This is a genomic window from Acinetobacter sp. BIGb0196, from assembly GCF_011759595.1.
GTDB lineage: Bacteria > Pseudomonadota > Gammaproteobacteria > Pseudomonadales > Moraxellaceae > Acinetobacter > Acinetobacter guillouiae.
Map to the genome: position 1 here is coordinate 1252856 of NZ_JAAOZA010000001.1, position 17992 is coordinate 1270847.

At 34.4% G+C, this 17992-nt stretch carries 6 protein-coding genes and 4 pseudogenes; 7 read left to right on the forward strand and 3 right to left on the reverse strand.

The window, feature by feature from the left end:
- Positions 1-1230 precede the first annotated feature (1230 nt).
- The 5 genes and pseudogenes from FHR28_RS05710 to FHR28_RS05730 all read left to right on the forward strand — a co-directional run bounded on the left by FHR28_RS05710 (position 1231) and on the right by FHR28_RS05730 (position 10423).
- The gene (locus FHR28_RS05710) at positions 1231-2241 is read left to right on the forward strand and encodes a hypothetical protein (protein ID WP_166782128.1); all 1011 of its coding nucleotides are present in this window, start codon (positions 1231-1233) and stop codon (positions 2239-2241) included.
- A 181-nt stretch (positions 2242-2422) separates the two neighbouring features.
- Positions 2423-7459, forward strand: coding sequence for a RecQ family ATP-dependent DNA helicase (locus tag FHR28_RS05715; protein WP_166782129.1), 5037 nt, complete (start codon positions 2423-2425; stop codon positions 7457-7459).
- Positions 7460-8234: 775 nt separating this feature from the next.
- Positions 8235-9092, forward strand: a complete 858-nt coding sequence (locus tag FHR28_RS21830) for a hypothetical protein (RefSeq protein WP_228722020.1) — start codon at positions 8235-8237, stop codon at positions 9090-9092.
- Between the two features lie 34 nt (positions 9093-9126).
- Positions 9127-9546 (forward strand): annotated as a pseudogene (locus FHR28_RS22115) (hydrolase or metal-binding protein); the annotation flags it as partial.
- 67 nt (positions 9547-9613) lie between these two features.
- Positions 9614-10423, forward strand: coding sequence for a DUF2971 domain-containing protein (locus FHR28_RS05730; protein WP_166782130.1), 810 nt, complete (start codon positions 9614-9616; stop codon positions 10421-10423).
- Positions 10424-10883: 460 nt separating this feature from the next.
- On the opposite strand, the pseudogene FHR28_RS05735 reads toward FHR28_RS05730, so the two are convergent.
- Positions 10884-11207, reverse strand: a pseudogene (locus tag FHR28_RS05735) (integrase); the annotation flags it as partial.
- Positions 11208-11636: 429 nt separating this feature from the next.
- Here FHR28_RS05735 and FHR28_RS05740 point away from each other — a divergent pair.
- Together FHR28_RS05740 and FHR28_RS05745 are read left to right on the forward strand one after the other, a co-directional pair.
- A pseudogene (locus FHR28_RS05740) lies at positions 11637-16503 on the forward strand (RHS repeat-associated core domain-containing protein).
- Positions 16504-16505: 2 nt separating this feature from the next.
- On the forward strand, positions 16506-16940 hold the full coding sequence (locus FHR28_RS05745; RefSeq protein WP_166782131.1) for a hypothetical protein: 435 nt from the start codon (positions 16506-16508) through the stop codon (positions 16938-16940).
- 62 nt (positions 16941-17002) lie between these two features.
- Here FHR28_RS05745 and FHR28_RS05750 read toward each other — a convergent pair.
- Positions 17003-17486, reverse strand: a pseudogene (locus FHR28_RS05750) (tyrosine-type recombinase/integrase); the annotation flags it as partial.
- Positions 17487-17584: 98 nt separating this feature from the next.
- Complete coding sequence (locus tag FHR28_RS05755) at positions 17585-17983, reverse strand: hypothetical protein (RefSeq protein WP_166781685.1); 399 nt, start codon at positions 17981-17983, stop codon at positions 17585-17587.
- Positions 17984-17992: the final 9 nt, after the last annotated feature.

Sequence of the window (17992 nt, forward strand, 5' to 3'; positions counted from 1 at the left end):
AAAGCTTTTTTATTAAAGGTTTTATTAGCACTTTCTCTTGGGTCTGAGTTATGCAGATGGAGGTTTAAGATTTTTTGAAAAAATCAAGAAAGTAAGCAAACTTTGAAATGCTCAGATCGGATAAAAATGGCGGAGTAAATCCGAGCCACTGTACAGGCTACACTCGCTCTGAGTAAAAGTTTTATTTAACGTTTTTTTTTGTTCTTTTTAACTTTAGAGTAGTTTATCAATTGCTTTGTGAGTTTTATGAATCAGATGTAAAATTTTAGCTAGTTTTTAATAATTTACCAAAATGCTTATGTGTATTAACTTTAATTGTTTAATTTGTAAGCAATCATTTCAAATGATCACTTTCTGCTGATATAAATCTTGCAAAAGAGCATAGCTATGCTCTATTTGTGACGTCTATTTATTAAACACTGAAGACTTATCTCGTAGATGAAATAGCTGATTTCAATGGTGTAGTGAAATTCTAACAACCACCGCGACATGTTGAGTGGAGAAGTCAGTGGCAAAAAGATTATTCGCAATATGATGTTTGTCTGTTTTTAAATAAGTTTTATGTGCCTAGATTAGCTGTTTGCCTTTAGTGTGATTAATCATGGTAGTAGAAATTGAGTGCATGAATTTCATCATAAAACATCTCCAATCTGGCTTTCATGGATTAATAAAATAGTTGCAGATAGTTGAGCTTCATCACTCAAAAAAAGAGAATTTAAAGAACTTATAATTTGTATGCTTATCAGAAAGAAAGTGCCATTTGGTTACGGAAATGGGTTGATTAGTTAGAATTTTTAATTGAATTATAATAATTAAAAAGATGAGGAGGTTGAGTTGTTAGAACTTTATATTAAGTATCAGTATAAAGATGATTTTAGGATTTTACTTAATTAAATAATAATTAATTAAAATAAAACAAGTTGCTTAGGGCTGTTAGATCAAAGAATAGATGGGTTTTTTAATTATTTCAATGGTTTGTGATTTTGAAAGTGGGGTTTAAATTATAGGTTATTGTACTAGGATGAATTGTTAGAGTTTTTCGCTAAATTTGATTACATACTAGTTTTGAAGAGGGAGGTGTATAGTCCCTGATAATTTTTTGTTTAGTTAAACTTTAAAGTCAACAGTTGTTATAAAGGGTACATTAGGAAAGATCATTGTGAAGCAATGATTTGAGTTATATCTTACTATTGTGTTACAACATCTTTATCTTAATATTATTAACTAGAAATGACTGAGAAAAAATCAATTTTTGCAAATTATAAAAGTATCGCTGAAGATTATATAAAGTCTTTGTATAAGAGCGATCATGTATTCTCAAGTGTAGTGAATGATAAGTTGAATCCCAATTATCAACATCTAAAAGAATTTTTTAAATTGATTGATGTGCAGCTTAATCTAGAAAAACATGAGAGTGTTACTAAAGCGATGCTTAGTGCTCGTCAGGGTAAAGTTATACATTTAGATTATCCTCATTTTAAAAATGTGGCTCATTATGTCTTAGATTTTATACCAGAGCATTGGAAGCACTTTAGGTTAGTCCTAAAAATTTATGCCCATCAAGATTTAATCGGTGAAATCTTAAAAGATAAAAAAATTCAAATAAAACTTGAGAAAAAAAAGTCGCTTATTGAAAACCCAAGTCATTTACATAATACTTATATTGAGTTTTTATGCCCGGAATTTAATGGGCGTTTGATTGGTTGGGGGCAAGGTTTGTTAGATAGTGATCAAATAGAATCTATACAAGCCAGTTACCCAATCAACATCTTCAAGAACTTACTCAAAGAGAATCCAGAGCTACCTTTGAATCCCACTAATCATGAACAGTATTTAGAACTTATACGCCGTTATTTTTTATTTTGTGTTAAAGCTGATGAAGATATACCACCTCAGGTGCTAAATACAATTTTTGATTTTATTCATAATGTGATAGGTGATAATCATTCGCACAGTCTTTTTAACTACTATGGGGATTTTAGAACAGATATTTTATTCAAAAATTATCTGAATGCTATTGTAGATATCTTTGATTTAGGATTTTTAATTGATGATATGGGGTTTGGTGATAATTTATGTTCTATAACGTTAAAGAATAATACAAAACATCCAGAAGAAGATTTTGAGCTTATTATCTTGAATATGGAAAAATATTTTTTATTGAGGCAAGCGATCGAATGGTGTGAGATAAAAACGAGAGTTGCGTGGAATGATTTTTTCGTAGAAGTAACTTCGCGTTAAATATATTACTTTCAGTAACAATATAAAATTTAATGGGATGAACTGGATTCAAATTAACTAGAAACGGCTTATTTATACTATAAGTTAGATTGCTCACTCTGGGTTTAATTATAGTTGATTTAGATTAGTTATTCTTTTTAAATTTATATAATGATTAAAACTAAATATGCGATTAAATGATATGCAAATTTCTCAGGTTAGCTTAACTGAAGCCCTCGATTTATTTTATAAAAAGGATGTTTGGATCGACTTAGAAATAGATCCACAATCAGAAAAATTAATATTAGGCGGTTTGGTTGTCGCAGATATTGATCATCAAACTTTTTATGCTCTTAATTTTTCAAGAAATGATCTTAAAATTATCATACAAATTTTAGGTCAAGCTAAACATGTGTGTGGACATAATATTTTAGCATTTGATCTAAAATGGTTAAATGAACACACTCCTTATCATCTTTCAATTGATGATATTTGCAAATCTAAAGCTTTGGATACTTTACTATTAACTAATTTAATTTTTCCCCATCAACCTAGTCATTCTTTATTAAAACTTTATAAAGTCAAAACTACGATAAATGATCCTATCTATGACTGTATAGAAAGCTATCATTACTATCAAAGAGTTTGCAGAACATATCACGAAGGTATACATCCACAATTGGTTGAATGGATTGAAAAAAAACTCCCTTTCTCTAATATCTTTCCGAACCCCCATGTTAATCAGAAAGCTTTAGATTATTGTGCATTGATTCCTCAAGGACAGAATAAAAAGTTTATTGACTGGATGAATGCATTACCTAATCAATCTATAGATAATTTAGGTGCAATTGTCTTTGCTCATTGGCTATTGCATTTAGAAGAGCCCACTTGCCGTCGTCCCACTTGGCTGCAAGATATCTCTGATTTTGGAGAAAGATTTACTCAGGCTGAAAAAGTATTTTGGAACAATCAACAATTTAGTGATATTGATTTTGATCAAGAGAGTAAAGACTTTTTTGGGTTTGAACTCAGGGTCGGGCAAAAGAAAATTGTCCATCAACTAGCTCAAGCTCGTAGTATTCCTATGGGATTATTGCCAACGGGTGGTGGTAAAAGTTTAACATTTCAACTTCCTGCATTAATCCTAAGCAAGTATCGTCGCGAACTCACCGTGATTATTTCTCCCTTAAAAGCTCTTATGGAGGATCAAGTAATAGGATTAGGCCATACGGGCCATTGGGGAAATCGAGCTGCATGTTTAATCTCAGGTCAAACGGAAGAAGAACAAGCAAAAATTTTAGAAGGGATTTGGTCTGGCACAATTGACTTACTTTACATCAGTCCAGAGCGCTTACGAACACATAGTATACAAACGTTACTATCTAGAAGACGCCCAGCTTTATGGGTTGTAGATGAAGCGCATACTATTATTCAATGGGGGAATGATTTTAGGCCAGATTTTTTACGTATCGGACGGCTAATTGCACAATGTTATCGTGATGAAAATGCAACGGCGCCACAACTTATGTTGGTAACTGCCACAGCAGCACAACGTGTGATTGAAGGAATTGATAGAGAAATTGTTCAACCACTTCATGACTTGATAGGTTTGCCTCTTGAAACAGTGATGGTTGAAACAACACAAAATGTATGGCGCGATAATATAAAAGCTGAATTTATTCAAATTGAGCGCTCGCAAAGACTTCCTGAAATTCGTAAGGTACTTTCACAAATATTCCCTGACAGAAATTCACTTGAGCAGCCAAATTTAGAAACACTCACAGATGATCATCCTGTTGTTCTTATTTATGTGCGTAGTCGAAGTAAAACTGAAGAGTTTGCACAAGAGTTACGTCAACAGGGTTTTATTGCCCAAGCTTATCATGCTGGTATGTCTTCTAATGATAAGCAACGTATTCTAGAACAATTCAAAATGCATCAGCTGGATGTGGTTATTTGTACCAATGCATTTGGCATGGGGATTGATAGGGCTAACATTCATACGGTCATTCATTACTCACCACCACATAATTTAGAATCATATTTACAAGAAATTGGTCGTGCCGCACGTAAAACAGGTGAAGAAGGGCATGCAATTCTGTACTGGAGCCAAATTGATTTAGATCACCTGGTACAGCAGAATATTGATAGTCAAATTGGTGGTCATAAAGTCCTTCTAGAATGCTGGCAACAAGTTATTGCTAATGTCCTTAAACGTGAAAAAGCTTCAGATAGATGGTTCACTGCACAAGAATTACAAACATTTTTATCGTTTGAAGGCGAAGAGCTAGTCACTCAGATTCGTGTCATCCTATTAGCACTAGAAAAATATAATCTTTTAGTTGAAAAGGAACAGTTACCAGCTCTTCTTAGTTTGAAATTAATAGATGCTCCAGCATCCACTGAAGGTCAAGCAGCAGAGCTATATAGACGTTTATTACCTTTAACCCAACAAAAAGAGAGTCAACTTTATTTACCTGAAGTCTCCGTAGCGCTAGGGCTGAATGTTAAAAGCTTGCTTCGTGGTATTCGACAATTGGTAAAACTTGGTTGTGCACGTTGGTCATGTGAGGTACGCATTCGACTGTCAAAAAGACATGCTCTTCTACAACGTCAATTGAAGCAAAAACGTGATGCTTTAATTGCATTAGAAGATTGTTGGAGTATGTATGAACCAGAAGAAGTCGAGCGTATTGATTTGAGAGCTTTAGACCAATGGTTTGTGCAACATAACAAACAGATTAAATCACGCGAAATTTTTCATATCTTTAAGTATTTTAAAATTTTAAAAATTAAAGAAAATAAATATAGTTTAAGAGTGTCGCCCATTAATTTAGAACTAAGTCATTGGCGTGATTGGATACAAGCAGCTAAAAAGCAAATGGATGAACTTGCCGAAAGTCTTGATCTAGTATTTAACTATACTGAAGATACTGCGAGTCAAACAAATCCTGTCACACAATTATTAAAAATAGAAGTATTAGTTGATAGAGAGGGTATTTGTCCAGAACAGTTCTTACAGAACTTAGAATATATGCAGTCTTTCGGTTGGCTCAATGTAAGTCGCTTAGATGATGAAGCGCAAAAAATATTCTTTATTGATCGGCCAGTTGGTGAACATGCACGTAAGCGCTTTCACTCATCCAAAGATGCTTATCAATACTTAGAGAAACACTATCAAGATCGTAATCGTCGCCTGCATATCTTAAATCATTGGCTAAGCTGTGATTTAGAAGTGAAAAAACATTTAGTTGAAGATTATTTTAACTTAGATATTGAAGATTTATGCGAAAAATACCTTTTGGATCCAAACCTTTCTAAACAAGCACATTTAGAGAATTACGAACAAAAGATTTTTCCAGAATTTTTAAGCCCTATGCAAAGAGAAATTATTTCTGATGACCAACGGAGAGCAATGTTAATAATTGCAGGGCCAGGATCTGGTAAAACTACGATTATTGTGCATCGTGTAGCCAACTTAATCATGTGTTGTAATATTCCTGCAGAAAAGATCCTGATCTTGGCTTATAACCGTCAAGCTGTATTTGAAGTAAGGCAGCGTTTGATTCAACTCATTGGATATGAATATGCTGCTCAGGTAAATATTTTTACCTTCCATGGTTTAGCTCGCCATTTAACTAATATTAGTGAAAATCAAGCTCCTCCTCATAGAGATAATAATTATAAATACCAATGGCTCTTAAAACAGGCTGTTGAGTATTTACAAGATAATCCTCAATTTTTTCAATATATTTTAGTGGATGAGTTTCAGGATATTGATGATGTTCAATATAGTATCATTTCACATCTAGCAGGACTAAAAGTAGAAAGCGATGAAGAGGAAGAAAATGACATTACCCAACGTGGTTACTTGGTTGCTGTAGGCGATGATGATCAAAATCTATATGGTTTTAGAGGAGCGAATATTCAATATATCCGAAACTTCCAGAAAGACTTTCAAATAGCAGAAGAAGATATTTTTTATTTAATTGATAACTTTCGGAGTCCTAAAGATATTGTCGAATTAGCTAATACTTATATTCAAAATATGTTGCCAGCTCACGAGCGCTTAAAGACAGATGGATATGCAATTCGTCCAGTTGCTAAAGAGGGACGTCAAGAAAATGGTAATTTGCAGCTAGTTTTATCTAACCAATTTATGAATATTGATAGTATTCAGTGGATGATAAATGATATCCAATCTAAACAAGAGGCCTCACAATGTGACTGGTCAAGTTTTGCGATACTAGCTCGAGAATGGAGTGAGTTGCTTTTAATTCAACATTTTCTTATTCAAAGTAAATTAAAATTTCACCTACTTAATCAACAAAGTGATTTGGATTTTAATGAGAGTTTGTTAATTAAGACATTTATTCAGGATTTACAGCGTCGGCCTGCTCTAGATATTATTGAAGGTAATCCGAAAGATTTTGCAGTCCAATGGGTTGAAAACCAAAATTTTTCTCAAAAGGATCTTGGTTTTAAGCGTCTTATACAGCGTTTATCTGTTGATGAAAATGACTTAACTTGTCAGCAATTATTGGATTTGTTACTGATTAGGCCAGATTCAGGCATAAAAAAAATGATTGTTTTATCAACATATCATTCATCAAAAGGCTGTGAATATGAACATGTCTATATTTTTGATCAGAAGCGTCAATTTAAGAGAATAGATGATACAAGTAGTATCCGAGCAATGTACGTTGCACTCACTCGAGCCAAACAAAGTCTTACGTTGATACAGCCACAAGAGATAGCAATGAGTGTAAATAATATGTTGGCGTCTTATTTACAACAGCATTCTGCTACGATTAGTCCATCACGTGTACCTCTGATTAATGAGATTACCTATTATGAGCAAATCGGTTTGGCGGATATTTATTTGTCCTATCCAGAAATTATTACAGAGAAAGGCCGCAACAATATCCAAAAATTAGCTTACGATAATGACATTTGTATCAACCAAGATTTCTCTGTTGAAATAAAATACTATAATGAAAAGCCAAGTATTGTCTTAAAAAGTAAAACATATGGTCTTATTGGAAAACTGTCCAGTAACTGCATTACTCGACTAAAAAAGCAAAATCTAGACAGCATGCAATTAGAATGTGTTAGCTTTTGTATTATGGAGTATTATCAAGCTGATCGTTCTTTCTATGAAAAGGCTGGTTATTTTGGCCTAGAAAATAGTCACAATATTGTGATTCCTTTTTTAAGAATCACACAGCAACTATCTTAATAAAATGGATTGCTAGAGCTTCTTTGATAAAGAAATTTATAGGCTGTGAAATTGAAGCAAAATATTGATTTTTAAATATATATTTTATTTTTATTAATTATTTTAGTTTTATTTATTTGGTTAGTGTGACTTTTACTAAATAGTTATTAATAATCCATTGTTTTTACAATGGATTGTTTTTTTCTATTTTTGTTCTACATAAAAAAATTATATTGAATTAGTAAAATTAAGAATAATTTAGATCTATTTGGCAACTATACCTTTTGAGTTTCTTTTCAATATCTTCAGAATAGATGAACTCATTAGAGTATTCTAGATCTGAGCTTTTGGTCATTCATGTTTATTCTTTGTTCATTTATCTGAGTCATCTTTATTTTGTTCTTAATGTATTTTCATCTGATGGGTAGGTGTCCTGATTCAATTGCTCAGTTACATTTTTAGTTACTAAAAGATTAGTGGCTATTCAGCCTTTAGTTTCTTGTGATGAATCAAAGCAAATGGTGACTTGGGTTAGACCCTCTTTTGAGAATGGGAGATTACGTCGGCGTGCTCATTTCAGGGTTTTACCTAGTCAAAATAACTATAATCCCAAAGAACATTTTGATGATCAAGAAGATCATCGTTGGTGTACAACGAAAGAGAGCACTGAGCATCGTCTCGCAAAAGAATTGGTTGCTGCTGAACTTTCTAGGAGGCTCAGTTACGGCTTAGGAATGCCATGGATATTTAAGTTAAGGATAAAGATGTATCTGATTTTCCTATTCAAGGGAATCTGTTGCTTGTTGCTGATAGAGTAGTTATAGAGTATCCATTGAAAACTCCTTTTGGTAGTCAATTTCGACTTGATATCGCAGTGCTTGGTTCCCCAGTTCATTCCGAAGAGATGGTGCTTGGTGGTGTAGAGATTGAATTAGGCCATGCTTTTGATGGTCGTAAAGCTTTGATTGGAAAATCATTAGGTTTTCCTCTTATATCAATTGATATTACTGAGATGACTATTGCTGAGTTTACCCCTGAATGGGCAAGCCGAGTTTTGACTGAAACTACATTTAATCATGAAGAACACCGTAGAAAGACATATATATATCTTCACGATTTATTGTATCCACTTTACGTACAGATACCATTATTTATTGATAAAGAGAAACGACATCAATTTTTGATATTTGCTGATAATCCTACATTAGATAAACTGAATAGTTGGATGAGGAAGCTCGCCCAAAAATTAAATTATCATAATGGAGAGGTAGCAGTTTCGATAGTTAATGCAAAAAATGAGCAGTCACACAAAATGTTGGAACGGGCTGGGCAAGTAGCTGGACCAGATTGGGATGAATTTAATAATCAACGGTGTTTAAGATTGACTATTCCAAGGCCAATGGACTCAAACGATCTAAAAAACCATCGATTCCATATGACAATGGCTCGGCTATTGTTGTCACATTCAGATTCTTTGGTTGGTTATAAATACTGCAATGGTATTGATAATGACCGCCCAGACGATGATATTTGGATTGCAAGACGTCGGAGTGCTGATTTAAAAATAATTGAAGAATATCGTGTATTACCAAAACGCTTAGCAGAACCAATAAATAGACTAATAGCAGTAGTTTCCTCTATACAGGATAATTGATTTTAAAAGCATTGTTATTTGGACTGCTCCCCGTATTCGTACTTTGTTGGTAGCGCAACTTTGTTATTATGGTGCAGCATTAGGTGATTTACTTTCATATCGGCCACTGTAAGTAATCTTACGAGATAAAAGAACCATCTAAAGCTATCGCATTCCGATTTACTAAGTGGATTCATTTTTATCTGATGGTGTGAATTTGCAAAAGTCACTATTTTAGTCAAACAAATTGATGAAAAAAGTAAGGTAAGAGATTTTGGATCATGCGGCAGGGCAGGGTTATGATAATGCCAGTTTTGAAGTGGGAGATGAAGAGTGTTTGGATATTACTCAGGAGTTTTGCACTGATGAAGCTAAACTTGCGCAGAGTTAACAGACTAATAAATTGAATCATGTTCAGGATATTCAAAAAGGATTTCGGCAGTCAGTTCAGGCCTTGTTGGTTAAAAACTCTTAGAGAACCTTGCGAAAGTAGGGATTTTTTATGTATTTTGATAGACTTATTTATATTGATGGGTATTTAAATGGAAAATTGGAAAGGTGGTTTTTTATATCGATATAGAAAATGGGATGAATTTACAAAGAAAATCCTTACAGAAGGAGAACTCTTTTTTGCGCCGTTCCATTCTTTAAATGATCCTAATGAGGGTAAAAAGTATACGCGTGAATTGTTGAAAGATATTTTAACTAAAGAAATTATACCTAAAGCGGATTCTTCAGGAATGAAAAAATATGTAGAAGAACAAATAAAACAAAGTGAGAAAAATCCAAATGTACTTAATAGGTATTTTAAGGAAATTAATCATGGAATAGGTGAAATGGGTATAGTTTGTTTTACAACAAAACCTGATAACAATCCTATGTGGCATTTTTATGCTGATGAAAATAGAGGAATTTGTATTGAGTTTTACTTTCCTGAATCATATTCACCTCAATACAAACACTTATGTCCTTGTCCAGTCAGTTATTCTCCTTTAGATCAATCATTCGAGAATCTTTCTGAAATAATTGTTTTTAATAAAGATTCTGATTGGTCTTATGAAGATGAAGTTAGATTAATTGAAAGGAATTTAAAAGATACTACATCAAGGATCAAAAAATATCCGATTAATAAAATGCTATGTTCGGTGATTGCTGGGCATAGGATGCCAACAGAAGAATTTGATAAGCTAAAAAAAATTATCAAAAAAATTAATAAAGATTATGGATTAAAAATAACAGTTCACAAACGAGTTGATAGAAAATATGGAGTGATTGGTATTGAATCTGATTCCAAATGGAAAAATAGACATCGAGGTCTAAAATTCATCAATGCAGAAAAACTAGATAAATGAGCCTGTAAATTAAATTGTATAATTGCCTGAATTTTCCATGTTCTTATTCACATCGGAGTCAGGCATTATTTTGAACGAATAAAAACTAAATGACCTTGCATCAGAATTTGCTAAGGAATCAAAAAAAGACGATCTCAATCAACTCACCCGATTGTTAACCAAACTCACTGTTAAAATGGCGAGCATCTCAAACATCTGTTTCACAATTTTCTAATAACTTTGTTTTAAACGCAGATGGTTCAAAAGTTTCCCAAAGTTCATATCTCATGATCTCTTCCAATATTGAGGGAAAAGTTGTTAGTAATTTTTTATAATCAAAGCTTTTAATAATATTATACTTGCTTGGTTTTATTAGGTTTTCATCATCATACGGGACTTGTATTTTTAAATATGAACAGTACTGATCTTATTAGAGATATTTTATTTAAGTTAGGCAACTGGACCTGCCCCATTAATCTTATCATTGAATAATATTTTGATAGCAGAACTTTACCCAATCTGCCATTAATGCTTTACGTTTTTCGAGATAAGCTCCACGTAAATATGCAGCCTCTACTTCATCAGGCAGTTTATGCGCAAGCACATGCTCACATACTTCACGAGGGTAATCTGTTTTGTCAGCTGACCAATCACGGAAAGTAGATCGAAAACCATGCGTAGTAATTACTCGGTTTTGTTTGGGATCAATATAGCCTAAGCAGTTTTCTTTAAGTTTTTGTTCGTGCATACGCTTAATCAAAGCTTTTAGTGACATGCCACTGCCTCGAGGCGCACGTAAAATATAGCTTAGTAAGGATTGTTCGACGACATGAATCTTTAAAGGGGATTAGAAGAGAAAAATAATTTGGTGTTTGAGATGTTTTCTATTTTTGTGTCCAATGCTTCACTGTAGACAGCTCTGTATAGACAAATTGTCCACATTTTTAGTAGAATTCATCAAAGTCTAAAATTAAATAGCAAACTATGTCTAATAATATTTATGCAGCTTCCGTAAGCGACTATATCTTTAGAGGTGAAAATGCAGCAGTAGATTTATGATAAGAATGAGATGCGTATGGATCTGGAAGGGTCTCGTTATGTCACCAAACAAGTGATTGTGCGAAAAACGATTGCTGAACTACCAGATGTATATAACGCGCGAAATAAATAATTGAACATTTTTTGAATTTTAATTGATTGAAATTAAAAATTAGAACATATTAAGGTTAAGCTTATGTCATTTATAGACAGTAAAAATCAGACCACAGGGTCAAATACACAGCAACAACCAGCCGCTAAAGAGACCAACCCAGCGGTAGAGTTGGCGGTATTTAATTTGGCCAGCCTGACGCATACAGAAGACCATAAGTTTATCGCGCATCAAATCCAAAACTATTTACAGGCTTGCGGAAATATCAGCCTAGAACAGATTAAAGCAAGCGCCAATGTACCAACAGTCGCCAATATCTTTGCATTATCCGGGAGTGTATTGGATTTAATTCTATTTGCTACAGAACCCAAACAAGCTGAGGCAGGCGTACAACAATCGGCATTGTTAAGCATGAACTTAATCGGTTTACTTTTACAACCGAATACAGAAGCACATGTGCGTATGGCTTTACGTCCAATGCTGGGTTTAATGGCCGAATGTTTATACCCAGCCAATGGCAAAATCAAAGAAGCTGATTTACGTCGTATGCAGCTACACTTAAATGCGCAGATGGCGGGCGATTTAGAGAAATTTCTACAAGAAACACAAGGTAAATTATCAGGTTTATTGTCGAGTGCTACGACATTAGGGACTTCAATTCTCCAAGCTTTTAGTAGCAGTGCTGTAGCTGGATTACCCAGCGTTGCTGCAGCGGGAGCCACAGCTGAAAAACGTGATCCCAGCAAACAGTTTAGCAACTGGGCACAGCCATTGATTGATTTGTTGGGTACACCTGCACAAGCTGATATGACCGCAAAGATGACCCCGAATATCGCAACACGATTAACAGAAGAAGTGCTTAAGGCGACACCACAACTTGCTACCGTGATTCAACAACAAAGCAATGCAGGAACTCAATATAGCCTTGCTTGGTTGATTCAAGAAACCCTAAAAGCCATCCAAACTCAAGGTAAAAAAGCCACAGCCAGTGTGCCGTTAAACCAAACAGGCGAACATGAGCAGCATATCAATGGTGATATTTTAGAGTTTGTCACCTTACAACCTGATGCACTAAATAATCCACCTTGTCCAGGTACGGATACACAAACAGGTCATAGTATCAGCTATTCAATTGGTGCTGAACGAATTAATCATTCAGACTTTTACTTACCTAAAGTTGATTTTGCCTTTAGTCGTCAATATAACTCTCAAATGAATGAGTTTGACCACAGTATGATTGGGGCACGTTGGATGATGCCATTTTCCAATATAATTATCCAAAACTCCCGCGGTTATTTATTTATTGATGGTAAAGGTAGAAAACATCAACTCCCAACTTCGATTCTGTATGCAACGTATCAGGTACCCTTTGAAGGTTTCACTGTAGCACCACATGACGATGGAGATTTATTGCTGAATTTTGGTTTAGACTGGAATTTCCATTTTCATAGTTTTAATGCTGGAAAACATTATCACCTCGTTCAACAATTTAATGATCAGACTGATGAAAAAGTAGTACTGACCTATTTATTATTTGAACAATTTGCCTATTTACAGGCGATTGATTTTCAATTGAAACGCGCTAAACATTTAGTCAAATTTGCTTTTAATGAACAAGCCAAAGTCATTGCCGCATTTGTCGATGAACAAGCGGAAGCATTGGCACGTTATGAATACGATCAACAAGGCAATCTGATCAAAGCCATTGATCAAAATGGACATACACGCAGTTATGAATATAACCATGCCCATCAATTGACACGTTATACAGATCGTACTGGACGTGGGCAAAATATTCGATATGACTCTACCGCACCCAAAGCCAAGGCGATTGAGGAATGGGCAGATAATGGCAGTTTTAAAACCCGTTTAGAATGGCATCCACGTTTGCGTCAAGTGGCGGTTTATGATGCTTATGATGTTCCGACCTATTATTATTTTGATTTAGATGGTTTTACCTATCGTACCCGTTTAGCCGATGGTCGTGAAAAGTGGATATCTCGAGATAGTCAAAAACGGATTACGCGTCAAATTGATTTTGCAGGCTTAGAAACAGAGCAAGTCTATAATGATCAAGATCAATTGGTTAAAATTGTACAACCAAATGGTGGCATTATCCTATTTGCCTACGATAAAGCAGGGGACTTAACTGAAATCAAAGATCCTGAAGGTCATATTTGGAAAACTGAATATGATCAGGATGGTAATATCAGCAAAGAAATTAATCCTTTAGGGCAAACCACCCAGTATAAATATAATAATGACAATCAATTGGTTGAAGTAGTTGATGCCAAAGGCGGCTCAAAGAAAATTCAATATAATGATCTTGGGCAGATGGTGTGGTATACCGACTGTTCCGGGAAAATTAGTGCTTGGGAATATGATGAGCTGGGAATAATGCAGTCTCAAGAATTTGAAAATAAGAAGAAAATTCAATATATCTACAGTAGTCAGGCCAAAGACAAAGGACAACTTCAAGCTGTTATTTATCCTGATGGATTAAAAGAACAATTTGAACATGATGAAGAAGGGCGTTTACTTAAGCATACTGATAGCAAAGGCTTAATCACCCAATATAAATACAATCAAGTCGGGCTATTAGCAACGGGTCGATGCCAATAGACACCAAATCGGCTACCAGTGGGATAAACAAGGTCGAATTCAAAAACTAAGCAATCAAAACCATGCCGAATATCTATTTGACTATAATCGTTTTGGGCAATTGGTGCGTGAACAAGCTTTTGATGGTGAAGAAAAGCACTTTACATATCATGACAATGGATTTTTATTTCAAATTCGCCAACCAAATATTCTGACTCAATTCGGCTATCATACGGATGGTTTGATCGCGTCAAAGACTTATACCCATTTGCAGACTCGGCATAGCCAAGTTGAAGAATTTGAATACAACTTAAATAACCAACTCAGCAAAGCGACCAATACAGAAAGCCAAATTGATTTTTATCGCAATCAACTCGGACAGTTGGTACGTGAGCATCAACACTATAAAGTACCGAATCTAACCCCACTCACAGCAGTATTACGTTATGAATACGATGAATTGGGGAATTTGACTCAAACCATTCGTCCTGATGGACAAGTACAAGCCAATCTAAGTTATGGATCAGGGCATATTTATGGTATTGCCTTTAACCAACAAGATATGGTGGCATTCCAACGTGATGATTTACATCGTGAAACCACACGACTGCTGGCCAATGGGTTAGTGCAAACTAAGAATTATAATGATGTGGGCTTACTCAGCTCACAAATCATTCGCCCTGAACAAGAAACAACGGACAGGGTACAATTTCAAGCAGAACGTCATTATCACTATGATAACAACTATTTGCTGACTCAAGTCGATGATAGTCGTCTAGGCAAATTAAATTACCAATATGATCCAATCGGACGTTTAATCAAAAGCCAAAACCCATATAAGACTGAAAGCTTTAGTTTTGATCCTGCAGGGAACTTGATTGATCCGATTGCCACTCAAGCTGCGCAAGTAAAAAATAACTTGATTAGCCAGTATCAAGGCAAACATTATAAATATGATGCACAGGGCAATGTGATTGAAACCACTCAAGCAGGTCAGACCTTAAAACTCACTTGGGATAACTTAAATCGTCTGATTCAAAGTGACAACAATGGTCAAATTACAGACTATGGTTATGATGTATTTGGCAGACGATTATTTAAGAATAACCAAACAGACCACAGCCTAACCTTATTTGGTTGGGAAGGTGATCAGATGGTTTGGGAATCAGTGAAATCACCAAAAGTGCAAACTGATTATACCAAACACTATGTCTATGAGTCAGATAGCTTTGTACCGCTATTACAAACAGGTTATACAGGCTTTATCAAACTAATTGAAACACCTGACTATCGTCAATTCCAAAACGGACCTTATTCGATTTATAAAGATCCAGTATGGAAAACTGAAACCAGAAAGAACAAAGCTGAATTAGAACGTGTTGCCTTTTATCACTGTGATCAAGTGGGTACACCACAAACTTTAAGTAATGAATTAGGGGAGTGTGTTTGGGAAATCAAACAGGATACATGGGGCACTGCTTTAGAAATTAATATAACAAACCAAGACAATCCATTGGAACAAAGTAATATTCGTTTTCAGGGTCAATATTACGATAAAGAAACAGGCTTACACTATAACCGTTATCGTTATTACGAACCGTATAGTGCAAGATATATGAGTAAAGACCCCATAGATTTATACGCAGGATTGAATCACTACAGTTATGTAATTAATCCAACTTTGTGGGTAGATGCTTTAGGATTGCAAGTAACCTATGGTGGAGAATTTATCGGTTTAAGTCGTCAAGCTTCAGCAAATTTAGAATACGAAGCTTATCGAAATTATGACTGTTGGATGAAAACAGGTGATATTTGTCGGTTGCAAGGTCCTCCGTTATTCGATTATGTTTATTGTTCGGGAGGGGTAGGCCCCTTTGCTTACGCAGAGATTACTAACCTACATAATGGTAAGGTATTTCAAGTAGGTGCATCATCAAGGCCAGATGTAAAAGGTGCTAAAGCGATAGGTAAGAATGCTGTGATGGTACTTGATGGAACTAAAAAACTAGGTGCTTCTGATCTTACAAAATTAAAAGGTAAGTTTTCGGCTAGTTGTATGGCAGGCTATATTTTTAATAAACCAGAAGGTAGAGGGGACGATCAAAGTACAGATAGTTTCCTTTCAGGACTAGCAGGAAGTGCGAGTGGTGGTATATGGGGAGTCCGTGCAGGTTTAGTATTACCTATTGATACAAGTTCTACATCGGTTAGTGAAAAAGTTAAAGCTTATTTTACCTCTAAAACGATGAAAGGTTTTGAAATTGGGGTTGGTACACCAGGAGCTGATTTTAATGTTGGATATGGTGTTGAAGCTCAAGGTCGTTCACTTACAGAGAAAATTAGGGATTAAATATGAAATTTAGCAGTTTAAGTTTTTTAATATGTTTTATGATCACTTTAATGGGATGCAATAGTAATAAGATTTATGATGAACCATCAGATAAATACCCGTTTGATAAAAAAATGAAAACTGTTTTAGGTGAAAAATTAGAAGTTGTTAATTCATTGAATAGAGCAGAAGTTCAGTTAGCGTATGTCGAGTTACCTGCAAACTCTATAAAAACTAAGAAAATAATAGACTTATTGGAAAAAGATGGCTGGATACTTAAAGGGCGAGGAATAAGTGTCGATACATATTGTTTAGGTTCAAAAAATAGCATCAATATAGCTAGTCCAATATCATTTAATGCGACAGATTTTAAAGGAAATAAGGTTAGAGTTACAAAAACGGATGTAGACATAATTTCTTTTAGTTATAACAAATGGGGAGAAGAACTTTGTGAATAATTATTTTCAGTCTAAATTTATATATTTTTTTTAAAGAATGAATTAAAAAATGCTTCTGCCACTTACGGCAGAAGTATTACTTTTATTGTGTATTTGTTTTCACAAAATTCTGCCCAATCAGCCATTAGACTCTTACGCTTATTCCAAATAAGCTCCACGTAAATAAGCTACTTCAACTTCATCAGGCAGTTTATGTGCATGGACATGTTCACAGACTTTGCGAGGGTAGTCAGTTTGGTCTGCAGACCAGTCACGAAATGTTGATCTAAAACCATGTGTAGTAATCACTCGATTTTGCATAGGATCAATATAGCCTAAGCCATTTTCTTTTAGCTTCTGTTCAGGCATACGCTTAATCAAAGCAGTTAAGGACATGTCTGAAAGCATGCCATTAGTACGAGGCGCAGGGAAAATATAGCCTTGTGATTGTGTATAAGTCTGAATAGATTTCAATAACTCAATTGCTAGTTCTGAAAGTGGAACACGATGTTCTTTGTTTGCTTTCATCCGTTCTTTCGGAATAATCCAAACTCCAGATTCAAAGTCTCGATTTATTACTAAGTTGCTTCAAGATTTTATTTGAATGGAAAAATTTTAGTGAAATACTTTTTTTCTTATAAATTTTAATGACCATCTTAATTAATTTATTTTTTATCTCTTAGAATAAATTTTCTTAGCAAAGAAAAATGAGTAAATAAAAGTAAAAATAAAAGTAATGTACTAATAAATGTATCATTCAGGTTGTTAGGAACAAGAATGTACCTAAAAATTAATCCATAAATACAAAGAGTACAAACTAATAAGAGTAAAGATTTTATGAACTTTGGAAAAAATATATTAAGATTTTTCTTTTCTTTATCTAATTTATTAGCAAAAAACCCCCATCCAATTCCGCATGCAACACAGACTATGAAAAATATAGGCAAAGAACCAAATGCAGGAGATTCAAATTCAATCCATCTAAGAATAGACATAAATATTGCCATAGATAAGCCCCAGCCAAGACCTCCATATAAAAAAATCCATTTAAAATTTTTAGACATTCTTTCTAC

Coding starts and splice junctions, on each gene's coding strand:
- FHR28_RS05755 (WP_166781685.1), bottom strand. CDS start 17,983: ATGTCTAAAAATTTTAAATGGATTTTTTTATATGGAGGTCTTGGCTGG.
- FHR28_RS05745 (WP_166782131.1), top strand. CDS start 16,506: ATGAAATTTAGCAGTTTAAGTTTTTTAATATGTTTTATGATCACTTTA.
- FHR28_RS05715 (WP_166782129.1), top strand. CDS start 2,423: ATGCAAATTTCTCAGGTTAGCTTAACTGAAGCCCTCGATTTATTTTAT.
- FHR28_RS05710 (WP_166782128.1), top strand. CDS start 1,231: ATGACTGAGAAAAAATCAATTTTTGCAAATTATAAAAGTATCGCTGAA.
- FHR28_RS05730 (WP_166782130.1), top strand. CDS start 9,614: ATGGAAAATTGGAAAGGTGGTTTTTTATATCGATATAGAAAATGGGAT.